General features: G+C 44.6%; 12 protein-coding genes. 8 read left to right on the top strand and 4 right to left on the bottom strand.

Annotated features, from left to right (window positions below; all coding sequences use genetic code 11):
• Position 1: 1 nt before the first annotated feature.
• Positions 2–1,609, bottom strand: a complete 1,608-nt coding sequence (locus tag ACXAER_RS04755; RefSeq protein ID WP_474827106.1) for an ABC transporter substrate-binding protein — start codon at positions 1,607–1,609, stop codon at positions 2–4.
• Between the two features lie 373 nt (positions 1,610–1,982).
• Between ACXAER_RS04755 and ACXAER_RS04750 the strand changes: the two genes are divergently transcribed.
• Complete coding sequence (locus ACXAER_RS04750; RefSeq protein WP_474827104.1) at positions 1,983–5,237, top strand: WD40/YVTN/BNR-like repeat-containing protein; 3,255 nt, start codon at positions 1,983–1,985, stop codon at positions 5,235–5,237.
• A 221-nt stretch (positions 5,238–5,458) separates the two neighbouring features.
• Positions 5,459–7,495, top strand: a complete 2,037-nt coding sequence (locus tag ACXAER_RS04745) for a TonB-dependent receptor (protein WP_474827102.1) — start codon at positions 5,459–5,461, stop codon at positions 7,493–7,495.
• Here ACXAER_RS04745 and ACXAER_RS04740 read toward each other — a convergent pair.
• Positions 7,490–8,047, bottom strand: a complete 558-nt coding sequence (locus tag ACXAER_RS04740) for a PepSY domain-containing protein (RefSeq protein WP_474827101.1) — start codon at positions 8,045–8,047, stop codon at positions 7,490–7,492. The two genes, ACXAER_RS04745 and ACXAER_RS04740, sit on opposite strands and share 6 nt — an antisense overlap.
• 113 nt (positions 8,048–8,160) lie before the next feature.
• A complete protein-coding gene (locus ACXAER_RS04735; RefSeq protein ID WP_474827099.1) occupies positions 8,161–9,309 on the bottom strand; it encodes a hypothetical protein in 1,149 nt (382 codons plus the stop codon).
• A 214-nt stretch (positions 9,310–9,523) separates the two neighbouring features.
• Between ACXAER_RS04735 and ACXAER_RS04730 the strand changes: the two genes are divergently transcribed.
• The 6 genes from ACXAER_RS04730 to gloA all read left to right on the top strand — a co-directional run bounded on the left by ACXAER_RS04730 (position 9,524) and on the right by gloA (position 16,248).
• Positions 9,524–10,765, top strand: a complete 1,242-nt coding sequence (locus ACXAER_RS04730) for a radical SAM protein (protein WP_474827097.1) — start codon at positions 9,524–9,526, stop codon at positions 10,763–10,765.
• Positions 10,766–10,775: 10 nt separating this feature from the next.
• Positions 10,776–12,560, top strand: a complete 1,785-nt coding sequence (locus ACXAER_RS04725) for a DUF1223 domain-containing protein (RefSeq protein ID WP_474827095.1) — start codon at positions 10,776–10,778, stop codon at positions 12,558–12,560.
• Between the two features lie 204 nt (positions 12,561–12,764).
• Positions 12,765–13,694 (top strand): dienelactone hydrolase family protein, encoded by a 930-nt coding sequence (locus ACXAER_RS04720; protein WP_474827093.1) that lies wholly within the window; start codon positions 12,765–12,767, stop codon positions 13,692–13,694.
• Positions 13,695–13,900: 206 nt separating this feature from the next.
• Positions 13,901–14,632, top strand: a complete 732-nt coding sequence (locus ACXAER_RS04715; RefSeq protein ID WP_474827091.1) for a YehS family protein — start codon at positions 13,901–13,903, stop codon at positions 14,630–14,632.
• A gap of 93 nt (positions 14,633–14,725) precedes the next feature.
• Positions 14,726–15,670: an alpha/beta hydrolase fold domain-containing protein gene (locus tag ACXAER_RS04710; protein ID WP_474827089.1), complete on the top strand. Its 945-nt coding sequence runs from the start codon at positions 14,726–14,728 to the stop codon at positions 15,668–15,670.
• Between the two features lie 29 nt (positions 15,671–15,699).
• Positions 15,700–16,248, top strand: a complete 549-nt coding sequence (gene gloA, locus ACXAER_RS04705; protein ID WP_474827087.1) for a lactoylglutathione lyase — start codon at positions 15,700–15,702, stop codon at positions 16,246–16,248.
• Positions 16,249–16,360: 112 nt separating this feature from the next.
• Here the strand turns inward: gloA and ACXAER_RS04700 are convergent, their stop codons facing one another.
• Positions 16,361–19,897, bottom strand: coding sequence for a DUF748 domain-containing protein (locus ACXAER_RS04700; RefSeq protein ID WP_474827085.1), 3,537 nt, complete (start codon positions 19,895–19,897; stop codon positions 16,361–16,363).
• Positions 19,898–19,907 lie beyond the last annotated feature (10 nt).

The raw sequence follows: 19,907 nt of genomic DNA, 5'->3' as shown, positions 1-19,907 counted from the left end.
ATTATGGGGTTATTCTCATTTGAGATACACGAAAAGAGCGCTCGTAAGGGTCGAAGCTGAAGTTTCTAAGTCGCCTAGATGTAGCCGTTTGCTGTACATAGTACATAACGGGGATGAGAGGAACGTCTTTTTGGACTTCTTGCATAATTGATGATATCAACGATTTGTAAGCGTGTTCATCCGTGGTATGACTTAAGGTTTTTAAATCACTAAACACTTTTTCATTTTGCCAGTTCATTGGCCCCCAATCTCCGCCTTCTTTTGAAGAAAAGTCAGCCAGCATTATACCGAGAGGGTCTGGGATGTTAGCAAAGTTACGCGCCATAAGTGCAGTCTGCAATGTACCATCAGCATGCCCTGAAGGAATGGCACTTACATTTTCCATATGGACAGAGAGCTTCACTCCAATGCTAGCCCACTGCTCTTGAATTGCCGTGGCAATGGTAATGAGTTCTGGGCGATTGGCATAGGTAATCATATCCAGCGTTAAAGGTGAGCCATCTTTGTAGCGCACTCCATTCTCACCTACTAACCATCCTGCGTCGGTTAGCAGTTGTTCCGCTTTTTTCCTGTTAAATAATAAGTCGCCATTTTCAACACTATTATTAATTGTTGGGTTATTGTCAGCGTCACTCATTGAAATAGTATTGGTAGCAATATCTGTAGTAGAACGAATATGCCAGTCTCGAATATTTGGGCCAAATAGCTGATCAGCAGAGATATTCGATATACGCATTACGCCAGATGCAATGCCTTTTCTGTCAATCGCTAAACTCAATGCTTGCCTTACTTTTACATCTAAGAGGATAGGATGGCCGCTATTTAACTTAACTAAAGTGGTGCGAGGGATCCTGTCGCTAAACACGTTTACGTTAGAGTCAGTGCGCAACATGCTAACCGCGGCAGGGTCGAGGTTGTACACAATATCTGCTTGCCCCGTTCGTACCATAAGCGCCCGCGTTTCAGAGCGGTGTCCCGTTACGTACTCAACGTTTTCAATAACAGCGGGCTCGCCCCAATAATTGTCGAAGCGTGTGGTTGTAATATTGTGGGGTGGTTCAAAGTGCGTAATCTGATAGGGGCCTGTACCTATTAAGGTTTTAATTCGATTGAACTTGCCGAAGGTTGCAGGTGCCACGATCGCAGTTGCATAATTACTTAACAGGGAAGGGAAAGGACGGTAACTTTGGTTCAAGGTGAACTTGATAGAATATTCTGATAGCACCTCCATGTTGGCGATCATATCTTTTGAAAATGGCGTTGGTTTACCAAACGCGACCGAAAGGCTTTTGTAGACGGCGTCGGCGGTCATTAATGTGCCGTCATGAAAATACACATCAGGACGTAAATTAAATGTCCAAACAGTAAAGTCCTCATCATTTGACCATGAGCTAGCAAGTCCTGGGATAAGCTGACCTTGGTTATCCACGTCTATGAGAGTTTCCAGAATTTGCATTCGTGTAAACATGTAGCCAGTACTTGCCGGATCGTTATTGACTGGTTCAAAAGGACCACTGATCAGAATTTTGTTTGTAGATTGTGAAGGTGTGCAGGCACTAAGTAGAACGCTGGCAACGACGAGTAAAATTGTTAGATGTCTAATCCGCATATTATTTTTATGTATTCCCTTCGAGCCTTTAAGCTTTTTCGTGTCTATTTGAATCCTGTGAATCAGTATTAGTATTCTTAGGCTGACGCCCTGAATAGTAAAACAAACTTCCAGATTGGATAATATACGATTTGTTGAATAAATGTACAGGTTGAGTCGGTAGGACTAAACTACTTTTGAAAAATGCACTGGCTAATGACCAACAAAATATTAAGTAATGTTAAGTCTGTGCACAATATTTTCAACTTTTGTAATGGGCAGTTGGTCGTATGTTACATTGTAACTTTAAGCATTTGTTAGTAATGCTATAGAGTGATAGTACTACAAATTAAAAAAGGGTTTTGAGCCCTATCAAACACACTGGATAACAATAATGAAAAAGCTTCTTAAAGCGGCTGTTGCGGTGTCAATTGCACTTTCATGCTCACCCACCTACGCAGATAAAAACGACAAGAATGAAGTCTTCAGCAGTTCAACGTTTAAGGCAATGGAGCTTAGAAACATTGGACCTGCTTATATGTCGGGCCGAATAGCCGATATTGCAATTGACCAGAACGACCCATCTACTTGGTACACCGCTGTAGGTTCTGGCGGCGTGTGGAAAACTACCAACGCTGGCACAACCTGGGAGCCTATTTTTGATGACCAGCCTGTTTATTCCATTGGTGACGTGACCATTGCGCCAAGTAACTCAAATATCATTTGGGTGGGAACGGGCGAAAATAATGGTGGACGTCATATTAGCTTTGGCGACGGTGTATATAAATCGCTAGATGGCGGTCAAACCTGGAAGAATATGGGTCTGAAGAAGTCAGAGCACGTTTCTGACATTATTATTCACCCTACAAATCCAGATATTGTATGGGTATCTGCCCAAGGGCCATTGTGGAGTGGCGGCGGCGAGCGCGGCTTGTATAAAACGACCGACGGGGGAGAAACCTGGAAGCAAGTGCTTAAGCCTGCTGATAAATGGACGGGCGTAACATCTTTACTTATCGACCCGCGCAATCCAGATAAACTTTATGCAGCAACGTGGGCACGTCAGCGTTCAATTGGCGCTTACGTGGGCACAAACGAAGGTGCAGGTATTCATACTTCTAACGATGGTGGCGAAACCTGGACCGAACTTAAAACAGGTTTACCCGAAGGTAACATGGGTAAAATTGGCATGGCTATTTCGCCCATGAACCCAGATGTTATTTATGCCACCATTGAAACTGATAATCGCGGCGGGGGCTTTTATCGCTCAGCTGATCAGGGCGCTAGCTGGACTAAAATGTCTGATGAAGTAGGTGGCGGTACTGGCCCTCACTATTATCAAGAAATTTTCGCGGACCAGCATCAGTTTGACCGTGTTTATATCGCCAGCAACTACAGTAAAGTGTCAGACGACGGCGGTAAAACTTGGACGCCTATTAATACTAAGCGCAAGCACGTGGACGACCACGCCATGGCGTTCCACCCTACCGATCCGGATTTTGTTTTAATGGGGTCTGATGGCGGTATTTATATGTCTCACGACAGAATGGCGAACTGGCGCTTTATGGCTAATTTGCCGTTGACCCAGTTCTATAAAGTTGCGCCAGATGATTCAAAGCCTTTTTACAAAATTTACGCAGGTGCACAGGATAACTCTACCCAAGGTGGACCTTCACGCACTATGCGAGAAGAAGGGATTAAGAATAAAGATTGGTTCTTGACCTTAGGTGGTGACGGACACGGCCCAGCGGTAGAACCAGGCAACCCTGATATTATGTACTCTCAGTGGCAGCAGGGTAACTTGACCCGCGTTGATATGAAAACCCGTGAAGGCGTATACATTAAGCCTCAGCCACTTCCAGGCGACCCGGCAGAACGATACAACTGGGACGCGCCGATAAATGTTTCAGCTCACGACCCTGCTCGTATTTACTTTGCTTCGCAGCGAGTTTGGAGAAGTGATGATCGCGGTGACAGCTGGACACCAGTATCAGGCGATTTAACGAAAAACGGCAATCGTATGCACTCGCCATTAATGGGGCGCACGTGGTCAGTAGAGGCCGGTTGGGACTTATATGCCATGACCGAATTCCACACCATCGCCAACTTTGCTGAAAGCCCGGTAGATGAGAATATTTTGTGGGCGGGTACAGATGACGGGATTATTCAAGTTACAACCAACGGCGGCAAATCGTGGAAAAAGATTGAGTTAGACGATATCAGAGGCATTCCTGCCAATTCCTATGTGAATGATATTCGCGCTGACTTGTTCGACCCAAATACCGTATATGTGGCGCTGGATAACCACAAATATGGTGACTACAAGCCTTATCTTATTAAATCAACTAACTTGGGTAAAAGCTGGACATCACTTGCTGAAGACTTGCCTGAGAAGCACCTAGTTTGGCGTATTGTGCAAGACCATGTGAACAAAGACTTGCTCTTTATAGGTACAGAGTTTGGTGTGTTTTTCTCGGTAGATGGCGGTAAAGACTGGGTTGAGTTAGACGGTGGTATGCCGACCATTTCAACCCGCGACGTAAAAATACAGCGCAGAGAGAATGACCTTGTGGTTGGTACTTTTGGTCGGGGTATTTATATTCTTGATGACTACGCGCCGCTGCGTTCATTAACTGAAAAGTCTATGCAACAAGACGCCATTTTGTTTGGCCCTAGCCGCCCAGTTAAATGGTTCCAGCTAGATGAAAATCACACAGACTCTGACGGCGACGACCGCTTTGTTGCCGAAAACCCTGAGCATGGTGCAACCTTCACCTATTATCTGAAAGACAGCTTGCTTACGGCAAAAGAAAAACGCCAAGAAGCTGAGAAGAAGTTAATAGAGGATAAGAAGTACCCTAAATACCCTAGCTGGGAAGCTGTGGAAGCAGAGAACCAAGAAGCAGCGCCAGCAGTCTATGTTGAGGTACGCGACAGCGACGGAGACGTTATTAAGCGCGTCGAGGGTAAAGCAAAGAAAGGCTTGCATCGCATCACCTGGGATATGAAGCATACATCGACGAGTCCGCTAACGGATAAAGAAAGTAAAGATAGAGGTTTGATGGCGCTGCCAGGTACCTATACCGCTACCTTGTTAAAGCGTGTTGGTGCTACGGTAACGACACTTTCTGAGCCTGTATCGTTTGAACTTAAGCCTATTGTTCAGGGGGCGCTTGAAGGTGCTACTTATGAAGAAATTGCTGCTTATTCAGATAAGGTAAGCACAGCGCAAAAACGTGCACTTTCTTCAACGACAGTGCTGACGCAGCTTAAAGATACAATGGCTCTATTGCGCACAGCTATTGACCGCACGCCAAATGATGTGGCAAAACTTGAAGCCCAATTTGCTGCGATTCAAGACGAGTTAAACGAAGTGAACAGAGCGTTTTACGGTCTTAAATCACGCGATAAAATGGGCATTAAGCCAGCGAATATCATGAGTCGCCTGCGCTATGCTCGTTCTGCGTTAGGTTCATCTTATGGTCCTACACAGCAACACAAAGACCAGCTCGGTTATGCTCAAGATAGCCTAGATAGCGTAGTTACACGCATCAGTACTTTACAAAATACCGCTGTACCTAAGCTGCAACAAGCTGTGGTTGATGCTGGGGGACCGTGGACAACAGGTCTTCCTGTAATCGCTAAATAGCGGCCGACTAGCCTGATTTTCAGTCTAATTGTTAGTCTAGTTGGGCTTAGCACGCGGCAGTAGCATTACTGCCGCGCCTTTCTTTTCATTTTTAACCAAATTTTTCGGTCCGTACTCCTATCATTCGTACGTATCGGTTAGTGAGACCTTTATTGTTTTCTTTTTTTCCAGCTCCACGTTCTTCAATGTTTTTTGAAATTTCATCAGGTTTACCTGCATCTATGACTTCGCCTTTTATATGCTCGCCGCGTTTTTTTGCAGCGTTTTTGCTATCGCTTTTATCGACACCGAGTTTTGCTCAAAGCGAACCCTCCAATAGCGTTGAACGCTATACAGTAACGGCCACACGCCCCTATTATGACGAAGCGCTCTCACGCATATTTCCACAATATGATTTTGATAAAAGTAGTCTTGTTTCGCCTTTGCATGCCAATGATGTGCTGCTTCAATCGCCGTCAGTATCGTTAAACGGGCAGGGCGGACAGATACAAAGTATTAGTGTGCGAGGGTATTCGCGATGGCGAATTCAAACCTTGCTTGATGGCGTGCCTATTGTTAGCGATAGGCGCGCAGGTTCAAGTGTAGGCTTTATTCCGCCTGACTTTATTTCGTCAGCCACCGTATTACCGGGCGCAGCTTCCACTTATCTAGGCTCGGGCGCTATTGGCGGCGCGGTGAACTTACAGCTCGAATCACTCAAAGAGTCCTATTTGAGAGTAGGTTACAGCAGTAATCAGCAGATGAAAGCCGTGAGTTATGTCGGAACCAGTGCTGCCGATAGCAGCAAAAATGGCGCAAACGGCACAGACAATTCAGGCATTACAGATTGGAATATCTCATACAGAAGCGCGAATAACGGTGAGGATGCGAACGGAAACCCGCTGTTTGATCAATTTGAACAAACAGGGTTGTTTCTTAGGCACAGACCTGAAAATAGCATTATAAAAGAAGCCTGGACACTATATTCAAACAACAACGACATTGGTAAATCCAGCAGTGATTATCCTGAAAGCAGAATAACAACCTACCCAAATAATACCCATTGGCTTGGCAAAATAGCGTTTGAAGATAAACTATTTGCTGGGAATATTTGGTGGCATAAATCAAGCTTAGATACCTCGGTGTTGCGACCAGAAAGCAGGATAAATGACAGCGAAAACAGAGCGTTTGATTATGGTTTCAATATCAATACAGTTACGCAATTCAAAGGTTGGGATTTAAACTGGCAGTTTCAGTTATCCGGTCGTGAAGGTGTGGTGGCAGATGAGAGAGAATTCACTTTAACCCCAGTCGAAAGCGCATCGCTTAACTCTTCATTGCCCAGCTTGATAACAAACGCATTTGAATCAGAACTTGCCTATGAAGTGCGTACTCTGGACGCTAGCGAGATTAATACTGCAGCCGTTGTTGATGCTTCACATCAATGGCAACGCTGGTCCGTTGCCATGGGGGCAAGGATTGATTGGCAGCGACAGTCTGATGATTCAGGTGCCAGCCCAACCCAGCCTAATAATGCCCAGCCTAGTAGGTCGCAATCAACCACAAATTTGAGTGGCTATTTGGGCGCAAATTATCAGCTCTCTCCCTATTGGTCGGCTAGCGTGTATGTTTCTAGTGCATTTAGAAACCCATCATTAACTGAGCGTTTCTTTGCTGGGGAAACGCCTCGAGGTACGGTGCTGGGTAGTACTCAGCTTGAAACCGAACAAGCCCTTAATAAACAGCTAACCCTGGCCTATAGCGCAAGGCATATTCAGGGCTCAATTGAAGTGTTTCATCAGCAAATTGATAACTATATTGAACGTACTACAGTTGCTGAAGATGTACTTCAATACGCTAATTTAGATAGTGCAACCATAGAAGGCGCAAGCTATCAGGTTAGCTGGCAATCACAAGACAGCATCTTAGATGCTCGACTTAGTGGCATGTGGATTAGCGGTGAAGATAACTTGGGCAACACCATTGCAGATATACCGGCAAACAATCAGCGCCTGGATGTAGGTGTTAATTGGCAAGCCACGCGCTTTTTTACGGTACTAAGCTATCGGGCTAGTAAGTCAGACATTGCAGACGGCGAACGAGCCCTTAGCGACGTTTTTACCCTAGATATTGGCGCGAACTGGCAGTTAGGTGAGGATATGCAACTTCAAGCAAGCTGGAGTAACCTCACTAACCAACACTATTACACCAGCGCTGATGACAAAGCCGCGTTCGCTCAAGGGGAAAGTGTACAGCTAGCCATCACTTACCAACTATGAGTTATTAAGTGGCTGGCGGTATTTCTTTTTTCGATATTTGCTTTTCAGGGTGGTGTACAACATGACAAGGCCGGTTACCCACAGCACAAAAAGTAGAAGGGCAGCGGGTAGAAATAGCCATAGTTTGGCGCCTTCAAAAAACCAGCTGCCGTCATGAATGGCTTCGATAGTGTCTGTGCGTCGGTAGGCAACCTGAAGCACATCACCGCTTTGGGCATCAAGCTGCACTTCCCAATGGTTCTTGCCGCGTACTTTTATGATGCCTTTTCCGGGACGAACATCTAAACGGTCGATATCGTCCCACGTATTAAAGTTAACCTGAGGCACCTGTTTTACAGCATCAAGCACTCCCTCAAAGGGCAGCGTTGGCGCACTATTTTGGCCTTTTTGCACTTTTTGCGTAGGCGGTTGGATCCAGTCGAATTCTTTTTTAACCTGCAATAACAAGCCGCTAGCGATAACAATGATCACAGGGATAAAAATAACCAGCGACAGCCACAAGTGAATACTGCGACTGTACTTGCGACTGTTTTTGCGAAAGGAAGCGGACATGAAACAACACTTAAAACAAAACGTTAAATACACCGCATACTATACGGTAATCTCGACAGGCAGTAAAAACCGTCTAGCGTGAGGTTTATCTGTTTAAACGGAATTATCCAACGTCATTTGATTGCGGGGTGATTAAAGTGAAGCTTTGTATCGCAGGTAAGCGAAACAACCGACTCGGTTAATATAATTTCGCCAATTTCTTGCCAATGCGCTTTGTCTATTCCTGCATTATTAAACTCGGCGGCAAAAATATTCCAAGTCAGTGTCTTATTGGGGTAATGTTGTAACGATAACTCATCTCTGAAATCATCTTCGTCTACCAGCGGTGTATCTGACCTTAATGCAGCTCTTAGCCAGTGAGGTCCTTGTATTTCGGTTTGTGTATCAGCTTTGCTTTTTACTTCAAGCTCGCGCTTTATGTTGATTTCTTTAGAAGTAATTGGCGCTGAAATGCTCAGTTCTGACGTACTTTCTTTTGTATGCTGCGCCGGCCTTAGATGTGCATCACCAACCTTTACCGCGGCTAAATGAGAAACGGGTCTAAACCGCGCATTGGCTTTTTTACCGCTAAACGCTTTATCGGCTTTCTCAAGATCGCTTTCCAGTCGATAGGCGGTAAGCAATTGGCTAAAGGGCGGCAGCTCACCAAGCGCTGGTTCGTTAGTCATAGGCAGGTTTGCAACATGCTTTGTTTTTGTACCGCCAAGGGAGTGCATAAGAAATATGTTCTCAGTAAGTGCACTATGGGCATTGGGGAAGAGCTTAATTGCCATACCAAAAGCACGCTTATCTTGCTGTTTTGTTCCGCTTAAACTGACTGAAGCCCTAACAATAATAGGAACCTCTGTACCCGCTTGAAAAAGGCCAGAGTAAGGGCTGTTTTGATTCACCTTCCAAATACCGCCAAAGCAAATTCCGTTGGCTTGAAGTAGCTTATGTTTGGTGTCTAATTCGATAAAATTTGCGTTTGATGAAAGGGTTCTTTGAGCGTGTTTCAACAGTACATTTTCGCCGTTAACATCAAAGTGTTTACGCGACACCTCATATTGCGGAAGGTTTGAGTAAGGGTCAGAAAAAACAAGGCTTTTAACTTCTTCGAACGCACTCAATGGCGCAGCTAAACCGAGCTTTGCTTCACTAACTTCTGCATGACTTATTACACAATAAAACAATGTGGCTAGTGCAAAAAAGCGCCATGCCTTGAAAGTATTTTTAAGTGTAAAAGGTCTTTGTTGATACTGAGTAGTTTGAAAAAGACACATTGAAATGACGTGCTCCCCTGGTACCACAAGAAATCAACAACTTGCCTTTACACGAAAGCGAATGGGCGAACATTTTACTCCCAATCAACTTTTGGGGCGAACGCATACCATTGGCTGTGTTGCTGTTGAAATCACGCAAAAATGTAATCTTGATTGCACCTTATGCTATTTGTCAGAGCATTCGCAAGCAGTTCGTGATATTCCCATTTAAGAAGTGTTCAAGCGATTAGACAATGTGCTTAAACACTACGGGCCTGGAACCAGCGTGCAAATTACTGGGGGCGACCCTACGTTAAGAAAACGCAGCGAGCTTATCGATATTGTTGCCTATGCAAATCAACTTGGCCTACATACGGCGCTATTTACAAACGGTATTGCTGCCACTAGGGGCCTGCTCACTGAGCTTGCCGAAGCTGGGCTTAACGACGTTGCATTTCACGTAGACACCACCCAAGAGCGCAAAGGTTATGATGATGAGCATTCGTTAAATGCTATTCGTGAAGAGTACCTAGAGCGAGCCAAAGGCCTGGGCCTTATGGTTATCTTTAACACCACGGTACATACCGACAATTTCAAAGAACTGCCCATGCTGGTGGATTTTTTTGTACAGCACGCAGATGCGGTAAGTTTTGCCTCTTTTCAGCTACAAGCTGAAACCGGCCGAGGAGAGTGGGGCGCCCGAACGGATGTGGTCGACCCGCTTACCGTTAAAGCGGCCATTGAGAAAACAATTTCCAAAGCGTTGCCGTGGGAAAAGGTACGTATCGGCCATAGTGATTGCCACAGCTACATGCCCACTTTAGTTGCCGATAATCAAGTCTATTCTGTCGTTGATGACGCGCAATTGTTTGCGCAATTTCTTGAAGACTTTAAGCATATACAAACAACCCGGCAGCACGGCACCGCAAAGATTATATGGGATTACAGTAAAGCGCTGCTTGCTCGCCCACAGTGGGTTTGGAAGCTCGCCAAAGCAACATCGTTAAAGCTGTTAGAAATGCGCAGTAGTTTAATTAAAAGTCGCGGGCGAATGCACAAGCTGTCGTTTTTCGTTCAAAACTTTATGGATGCCAGTGCGCTGCAGCAGGACAGAATTGATGCGTGTTCATTCATGGTAATGACAGCAGACGGCCCTGTATCAATGTGTAAACACAACGCCGAGCGCGACGAACATATATTGAAACCACTTTCGTACACCAACCATCGCGGGCAGGTAAAGCAATACCAGCCATTGGGAGAGCGTTATCGAGAGGATAACGTAATCCCTATACGACTGCTTGCCGATGATAAGCCGATTCACGAACCCAACGAAAGGTCATCGAATGAATCAATCAGTAAGCCAGTTAGCGATCTAAACCAGGAGCTAACTCACAAGTCAGCTCACGGGGTGAAAAACGATCTTGGCGCTAGACCAAATAGCATTCCCTTAAATCAACAAACTTCAGAAATAGGATAAGGAAAAAGCCATGCAGTATTCTAATTCGCTAAAGTTTAACAGCGCTTTCGGTGACGCTTTACGGGCGTTTGTTTCATGGGCTTTAGCGTTTTTCTTGTTGTTTTTCGTACAAAGTGTAAGTGCAAGCGAAAAGCCAAATGAAATAAGTTCAATGACTGCTAACGTTGAAACCCAAGCGCTTTTTATGCTGAAGCAAGCTTACAAACAAGCGACTCAAGACTGGGAGTATGTATTAGCAAATTATGTTGATGAAGAAGGGCGAACTAATTTTAAAGGCTTGTCTGAGGATATTGCGCCGCTCGAAAATGTTGTAACCTTTATTGGCTTTGCTAGCCCAACCGCAACACCTGAATTATTCACTTCGCCAGAAGAAGTAATGAACTATCACATCAATAGTTACAATGCATTGGCAATGTTTGGCGTGATTGAAAAAGGTATTCCGGATAGCTTTACAAGTTTCTTCTCTCGCGCCGCTTTTTTTAAGTTTCGGGATGTGGTGATTGGCGGGAAGGTCACTAATCTATACGACTATGAAAATGATGTGATAAGGCCGCTTAACGAACCAAGAATACACTTCGCCCTTAACTGCATGGTGAAAGATTGTCCACGACTCCCTAAAACGCCATTTTACCCAGAGTCATTAAATGAAACACTAGAACAGCTTACCTATGAATTTTTCAACAAGCCAAAGCACTTCTATTTGGATGATAAACGCAAACGAGTGTATGTATCAGAAATATTAGACTTCTACACAGAGGACTTTGTTGCGTCGGGCAAAGCCAAAGATTTGCCCCAGTACATTAACCTATATATTGAGCAACCAATCCCTGCCAACTACAAGCTTCGCTTTATTGATTACGACTGGCATATTAATGTACAGCCGGAAAAATCGAAGGTTTCAACATCTATAAATAGCGACGTAGATAATGCTTCGAGCCAAACCGCAAAGAACCCCATAGTTAAAGCTTTCCGCACTCTGCATTCTAATGAGAGCAAAACTGCAGGTTTAGCAAATGCTCCAGCGTCTGAATTAGCGCCGTTATCTGCGCCGTTGCTAACAACAAACTTATCATCCAACGAAAAAACAGACGCGCCTTTCATACTTACCAGTACGCCTAATAAAACAACCGTCTTGGAGCTTTATACATCCCAAGGTTGCAGCAGCTGCCCACCGGCTGAAAAATGGATTTCAGGGTTTGTAGATAGCAAAAAATTATGGACTGAGTTGGTTCCCATTAACTTTCACGTGGACTACTGGGATTATTTGGGTTGGAAAGATCCTTTCGCTGACAGTGCTTTTAGTAAAAGGCAACGAGACTACAAGCGTGTAGGTAAAGCCAACACTATCGCCACGCCCGGTTTTGCCTTAAATGGCCGCGCTTGGAACGGTTGGTTTCGCGGGCAGCCGTTACCGAACAACACCGCCCCTTTGTCTGGCGTACTCAATGCTTCGATAGGCAACGACAACATAGACGTGACGTTCAATAAAATAAACGCCAGCAAGGATAATCCTTCGCTAACGGTTCACGTGGCATTACTTGGTTTTGGCATAGAAACATCGGTAAAGCGAGGTGAGAACGCAGGGCGTAAGCTAACTCATGATTTTGTAGTGCTAGATTACAAAAAAGCGGTGTTAAATAGCGAAACTGACAATGCTCGCGCATTTCAATATGAGACAAGCTTATCTTTGCCTAGCAATACGCATGTAGAAACCACAAAACGCGCCCTGGCTATTTGGGTTTCCTATGCTAACGACCCTTCTCCAATTCAAGTCGCCGCGTCTTGGTGGCAATAAGTTGCTAAGTTTATGTGACATGAGGGTTATTGCCTTAAAAGGGAATCGTGCCTTGCTTCTTTGGCTATCCCACGTACAGTAGATATTATCGACATTTTTCGGGGCACGGTGTTTGTGCTACCACTTAATACCACTCAGCAAAGATCCTTACCCAGTGAGGGGCAATTATCAATGCTGAGCGGTGTAAACTTAAGGTTTCAATAAATGAAGCAAAATAACACCCCAAAACCGCAAAAACTATCGCAACAAAAAGAACTTAACATCCCTCAAGAGGCGTTCGATTGGTACGATGAATACGCCCATGGAGATATAGACCGTCGCACGTTTTTAACTCGTCTTGCTTCGCTTTCTGTTGCAGGTTTGACCGTGAGCGCTATTGGTGGCGCACTGATCCCTGACTATGCAAAAGCGGAACAGGTTTCGTTTAACGACCCCGCAATTAAAGCTACCTACGAAGTTTTTTCATCGCCCAAAGGGCATGGAGAGGGCGGTGGGTACTTAGTGCAGCCCACTAGCTTACCAGAATCCGGCGTAGCGCCTTGCGTTCTAGTGGTTCACGAAAATCGCGGGTTAAACCCTTATATAAAAGACGTAGCTAGAAGACTTGCTATGCAAGGCTACGTAGCATTTGCGCCAGATGCCCTGTTTCCGCTAGGCGGTTATCCAGGAAATGATGATGACGGCCGCGCTATGCAAAAGAGTCTTGATAGAGACAAGATAGAGCAAGATATGGTAGCGGCAGCGCTATGGTTAAAAGATCATGAAAAGACAACAGGTAAGCTTGGCGTTGTAGGTTTTTGCTTTGGTGGATATATTGCTAATTTCCTAGCGGCCAGCATACCTGACGAGTTGGACGCTGCCGTTCCTTTCTACGGTACACCAGCAAAGCAGCCTCTAGTTGACCACGTAAAAGGCCCTTTATTGATTCACTTTGCCGAGAACGATAAGCGAGTGAATGCCACATGGGAAGACTACAAAGTAGTTTTGGAGACAAAAGACGCTGAGTATGAGGCTTTTACTTATGCCAAAGCACAGCACGGCTTTCACAACGATTCGACAAGTCGTTACAGCCCAAAGGACGCTGAGCTAGCGTGGAACAGAACGTTAGACTTTTTTGACAGCCATTTGAAGTAGTTAGAAGTGAAGCGGCCTCGTTAGGCCGCTTTTGTTGCTCAGTTTTTACCGGCGATTATCTTATCCATAGTGATGGGGAAGACTTGCACATAAAAGCCCGTGATAGATGCGAATGGCCAAGTAGTGTAAAATTAAAAAATGCGCGAATTGCGCTACACTTTAATCCATACCAATTATTGGCTACTCCACCTTTCAGGCCCACTTACATGATTCACAACGATGTTCTACGTCGCCTTCGTTATGCGTTAGCTATAAACGATACCGCTGCTATTAGCATTTTCAAATTGGTTAACTACGATATGGAAATTGACTATTTACATGCCGTAATGAAGCGAGAAGATGAAGCTGGCTATTTGCCGTGTCGTGATAAGATTATTGCGCTGTTTCTTGATGGATTGATCATAAAAAACCGAGGTCGACAAGAAGGGCAAGCACCCAAAGAGCTTGGGCCAAAAGAGCGATTAAGTAATAACGAAGTACTTCGCAAAATTCGTATAGCAATGAGTTACAAAGATGAAGATATGATTGAAGTACTTCAACTGGCTGGCTTTCGAATTAGCAAAAGTGAGCTTTCTGCACTTTTTAGAAAGCCAGACCACCGCAATTATAAACACGCTGGCGACCAAGTGGTTCGTAACTTGTTGCAAGGCATGGTGAAAAAATATCGACCTGATTCATCAGGTACCGGCCGCAGTGCGCAAACAGGTCTTCAAAAGCCAGCCCCTAAAGTGCCAAACGAGAATCGGCCAAACGATAGTAAACGCGTTAAAGGTAAACTGAACGGGAATAATACTCATACTAACAAGCCAGGAGTTACATCGTCGGTAACTAACAAGTCTAAGCGCTCAGTTAGCCAAAGTGCTAACAATGAAATGCAAAAGGCCAAAAAGCAACATAATGCATCTGTGTGGGGCGAGCTACCTGCTAAAAAGCGGTGAATAAAGTTCACCGCTAGATGACTTCCATTTGCCAGTGCTTGAGAGCTTGTTAGGCTTACTAACTTCAATCAACATAGGATGGAGTTTTCATTTATGCGGTTTACTTTTGGGCTTGCTACGCTTCTAGGTATAGCAATCATGCTAGTAGGGTGCGGTACGACGAAAAGCGATAAAAGGGAAACAGAGAGTGAAAAGGCCGAAACGCCATACGTTAATGTAGACGACATTATACCCCAGTCGATAGTTTACAAGACAGTGAATGGCAAAGGTTTAGCGTTGGATCTATACATGCCAACTTCCTTCGGAACTGCCCCCACACTCGTCGTATGGGTTCATGGTGGTGCCTGGATGAGGGGGAGTAAAAACGAGACCCTGTCCAAAAATGGTAATTTAGTCGCTTCTTTGCTCAATGAAGGTGTGGCGGTTGCCGCAGTAAATTATCGACTTAGCGGTGAGGCTATTTTTCCTGCAGCCCCCAATGACATAAACGATGCGATTAATTTTTTAGTTGATAATAGCGATAATCTTAAACTAAGCGCTGATCACGTGATCATGATGGGGCGCTCAGCGGGAGGGCATCTGGCCTCGCTTTTGACCACATCAAACAACGACGACGCTCCATTTCTTGATGCAAAGCCGCGCTATCGCGTTATTGGTATGGTCGACTTTTTTGGGCCTTCTGATCTTATGGCTTTGCGGGGCAACAGCGGCAAAGTGGATCACGACGCGCCTGATGCCGCAGAAGCTCAATTTTTGGGTGAATCTCCACTGGCCAACGAAGCCCTAGCGAGAGAAGCCTCGCCAACCACTTATATAGATAGTGAAACGCCGCCTTTTATTATTTTTCATGGACTTGATGATGGTGTAGTACCCGCTTCGCAAAGCGAATTATTAAGTCGCCGCCTAGACCAATTTGGCGTGCCAAATGAGTTGTTTCTTGCTGAAGGTAAGCGCCATGGCGATCCGGTATTTGATACTAACGAATTTGTCTCAAAAGTAGTTAACTTTGTAAGAGAAGTTAAAAAGGGAAATAACTAATTTCATTTTAATAGAGTAAAGGAAAAATTATGAGCAGACATTTCGATAAGGCCGAAGGCCTTTATGAAAACAAAGACGACGCGACGAAAGGCTTTGTGTTTAACCAAACCATGCTACGCATTGCAGACCCTAAGCGCTCATTAGATTTTTACACACGAGTGATGGGCATGACGCTGATTAAGCGTTTAGATTTCGAAGAAATGGAGTTTAGCCTGTACTTTTTGGCGGCCGGAGATGATTTTTCTGATATTTCCGACGATGTTGAAAAGCGTACCCAGCAGACTTTTGGTCGCCCAGCTATGCTTGAATTAACTCATAATTGGGGCGATACGCCAGAAACCGTCAGCTACCACAACGGCAATGCCGAGCCTAAGGGCTTTGGTCACATTGGTTTTCATGTACCTGATGCAGAAGCTGCCTGCGCCAGATTCGAATCTCTAGACGTTCCTTTTCAAAAAGGCCTCAATGATGGCTCTATGAAAGGCATCGCATTTATTAAAGACCCAGACGGCTATTGGATTGAGATTTTTGATGCATCAAAAGTTGCTGAAACTTGTGCGCCGCATTTGAAGAAGTAGCTTAGAGATTTTGAAGGCTCTTACGTGTTGCTCGCAGCGTTTAGCTAGCCGAAAATTTCAAAAATAGTGTTAATGGAAAGGGTAGCCCAGTTAAATCGGCTACCCTTTTTTTCTAGTTCGCTTCCAAAGTTAGCTCAACGCCGCTAACTTCAGTATGTAAGTCGTGCTGAGTATTAAGCAAAAATAAACGGTTTGCTTCAATTTTACCTTCGTTGGCTAAATAGCTTTTTACCGCTTTACTGCGCAAGTCGGCAAGTTCAATTAACGCGCTTTCTGAAATGTCGATACTATTGCGAAGCTTGTTGTAACGGGCAATCGTCAGCGCTCTTTTTACGTCCTCTTCGTTAATCGTATCAATAGTGTTATCACTACTATTTTGACCTTCATCTTCACTTGTTAACTCAGGGTATAACTTAGCCACCATCTTCTTATATTCTTGATCAAGGTCGGGCGCAAACATCTCTACATAGTGAGAAATAAGGGCGTCGGCCAATGGACCTTCCAATGGAATACGGCTGCCGGTTAATGGCTCATCTTGCGAACTTCCACTGTCGCTGAGATTTTCAATGTCATCACCTGCAGAAGTATTCCCGTTCGTACTTGAACTGCCGGAGGTAGTAGTGGAATCAACAAGCCCACTTTTTGCGAATAGCGTGGCATTTAACTGGCGTTGTGCCAGCGTACTTGAATCTGATACCGCATTTACCGATCCTTCAATGTTCACTCTAAGCCCTGGGCGTTTTTCTAACGCCTCTGCTAAGGTGTTCAGCTTTTCCTGTGCATCCGCGCCGAGTGAATGTTCTCCAAATTCAAACTCAACGCTGTCTAGCTCGTCATCGCTGCCAACCAGATTTGCTAGTAGCGAAAACGGCGCGGTCACAGCCTTGGTAATGATATTGCCAATAGCATTAAGGATTATAGAGCCAAAGCTAAAATCTGGGCTGTCTACGTCTCCAGATACATCTAAACCTAAATCTATAACGCCGTTGCTATCCTCTAGCAGCGCGATAGCGAGCCCAAGTGGCAAACTTAGCGCTTGGTCAGAATTAGATTTTTTACCTAAGGTTAGCTGGTCGATAACTACATGATTCTTACCTTCCAGCGCTTTCCCATTAAGCTTGTATTGCACGGCTAATGACAACAAGCCTTTGTCAATGTAATAGCCCATGTAGGTGCCAGAGTAGGGGTTAACTGAAGTAAGTTCAGCGCCTTTTACAGAGAAATTTAAATCTAGGTCAAGGTCACTTTTTAAAGGGTGAATGAAGCCCGCTAGTATTACCGGTGCATAGTTATCTATTTTTCCAGTGATATCCACATTGGCCGGCGTATCTGAACGCGAGTTTATGCCTGTTACTTTGCCATTTAGGCTTTCTATGGCCGACGCGAACTTCGGTGTTAATGAGTGATCAGCAAAGTAGGCTTTACCGTTCTCAATTGATATGGCATTCACAACAATAGCAAGCTCTTCAGCGTTTGAAGACGTCTTTTCACGAGTTTCAGATGTTATCGAATTTGTTGAGCTCATGCTGCTAGGTTTGCTAGCGATATCATTCTTAGCGGGCTGCTCTTCATTGTTGTTTTCTTTTGAGGAAACAACTAGCTTGCTCACATTGGTTTGCTTGGCTTCGTCAATAATGAGTCGAGCGAAGGGAGATTGTAACTGAATATTGTCTACGCTTAGCTGGTTTAAAGCGTGGTTAAAATCAATATCGTCCACTATTAAAGATTGCCATTGCAACAACGGCTCTTTGGCGTCATCTAGAACACTTAAGTCAGACACCTTCGTATTTGCCTTAACGTTTAATGTTTCAGTTCCCTTATCACCCATTGCAGCGTCAAACTCAACATTCAGATTGAAAAGGCCTTTTTCAAGGGTGACGTTAGCGTAGGGTGAAACATATTGCTGAAACTGATTAAGTGCTAGTTGCTCAATGGCTGCTTTGCCTTGCACCTCTTGTTCTGCAATAAATAGGCTTCCGCTACTTGTCAGGGTACCTTTTGATGTATTGCTAAAGGCCTGGGTGTCGGCAGAGACTTGTAGGCTTGTGGTGTAAGAAATGGGTTTAGAGAAATCAGTGGTGATTTCACCGCTTTCAATATCCAATCGACTAATTCTATAGTAGGTGCCATTACTTATGCTGCGCTCTAGCATATCAACGGTGCCGTTATTGAATGCAAACTTTTGTAGCGCTACTTTCCATGTCGTCTCTTGCTCTAGTTCCGGTGAGCCATTTTTAGTTTGGGCTGCTGTTTGCATCTCTTCGCCTGTTGATTCTGGCGAAACGGTCTCTGCATCAACGCTGTTGTCGGTTTCAGGTGATATTTCACCTTCTAGCTGAGGTGTTATTTGTTCTTTAAGCTGAAGGCTCTTGTCCTTTTCTTCGGACCCAGAAGGCGAATCTGTGTTCGCTTTGGCGCTTGCTTGAGTAGCAGCGGCGGTCAGGCTTTTAGGTGTAAACAGGCGTTGTAAATCGAGCCCCGTCTCGTCAAACAAGCCCGACACTCTGACATCGTCTAGCGCAACTTTAGCAATATTTACCTGTTGCTTTGCGCCGTTTACATTTATGTTGTGAACGGCAAATGAAGGGATGGCGAGGATCTCTTTCGAGGTACTGACACTATCTGGCGAGCTTGATGGCGCGGCTGCTGATGTGGGTGATGATGCAGTGGAATTAAACACCAAGTTGTTGACGGCAAATTCACCGCCTTCCAGTAAAAACTGAAACGCATCTTCCTCTTCAAAAGCCTGCGCCTGAAGGCTTAAGTTAACCGTACCGTCTACTAGTTTCGCTTCTACCAAATCTTTCGATAGCGACCAAAGCGGTACCAAAGCAACGTCACTTATCGCAACGTCTGTAGCAACTTTAAAGGGAGACAGTTGGAACTCACCTTTAATCGAGATTTTGCCTTTTTCGGCGGTAAGCAAATCAAACTGGTATTGATTAAACGCAGCTTGGCTATTGTCACTAACACTAATTACAGCATGCGTATCTAGGTCTTGCAGTACAACGTCCAATTCCGGGTAATCAAGCAGGGTATCGGTAACTTCGTCTTCTAAAACTATATGGCCGTTACTTAGTTTAAATTGACCTAATGTTATTCTAGGGATCTGCCCGTCAGATACCTCTTTCTCATTTGTACTGCGATTCTCAAGGTGAGCGAGAATATCGGAAAAGTTAAATGTTTGTGTGTCGTTATCGGTATTTAAACGTGCCACTTTTGCATATGGCGAATCGATAGTTAATGACTCAATTGCAGGAGTAAGAGTAAACAGCGATTGCCAAAAGCCAATGTCTAAAGAAAAATTACCGACACTAAAAAAACGCTCGTTTGACGCCTTATTCTTGGTATCGCTTTCACTGCTATTTTTACTCTGCTCGTTACTGTCACTGGTGGTTGATGGCTTAAATTCTGAATAGATGACAAAATCAGTAATGCCTGCCTTCAATAGAAAAGGGTTTATCGCAATATCTTTTACCGTGGCATTTCGACCTGTATTTTCTTTTATTAGGTTAGGTAATTTTGCCTCTAGCACCGCAGGGGTCACTACGCCTAAAAGAAGAGCATAAGTAAGATAGAAAAGGACAAGGTAGGTAGAAACTCGAAACCACTTTGGTTTCGCTGAAAACCAAGATGTTGCATTTTGCATAGGCGATTAG

Source organism: Alteromonas sp. AWJ4_199, assembly GCF_056159165.1.
Note: the sequence above shows the minus strand (reverse complement) of the source record. Positions and strands in the feature narration are given on the sequence as shown.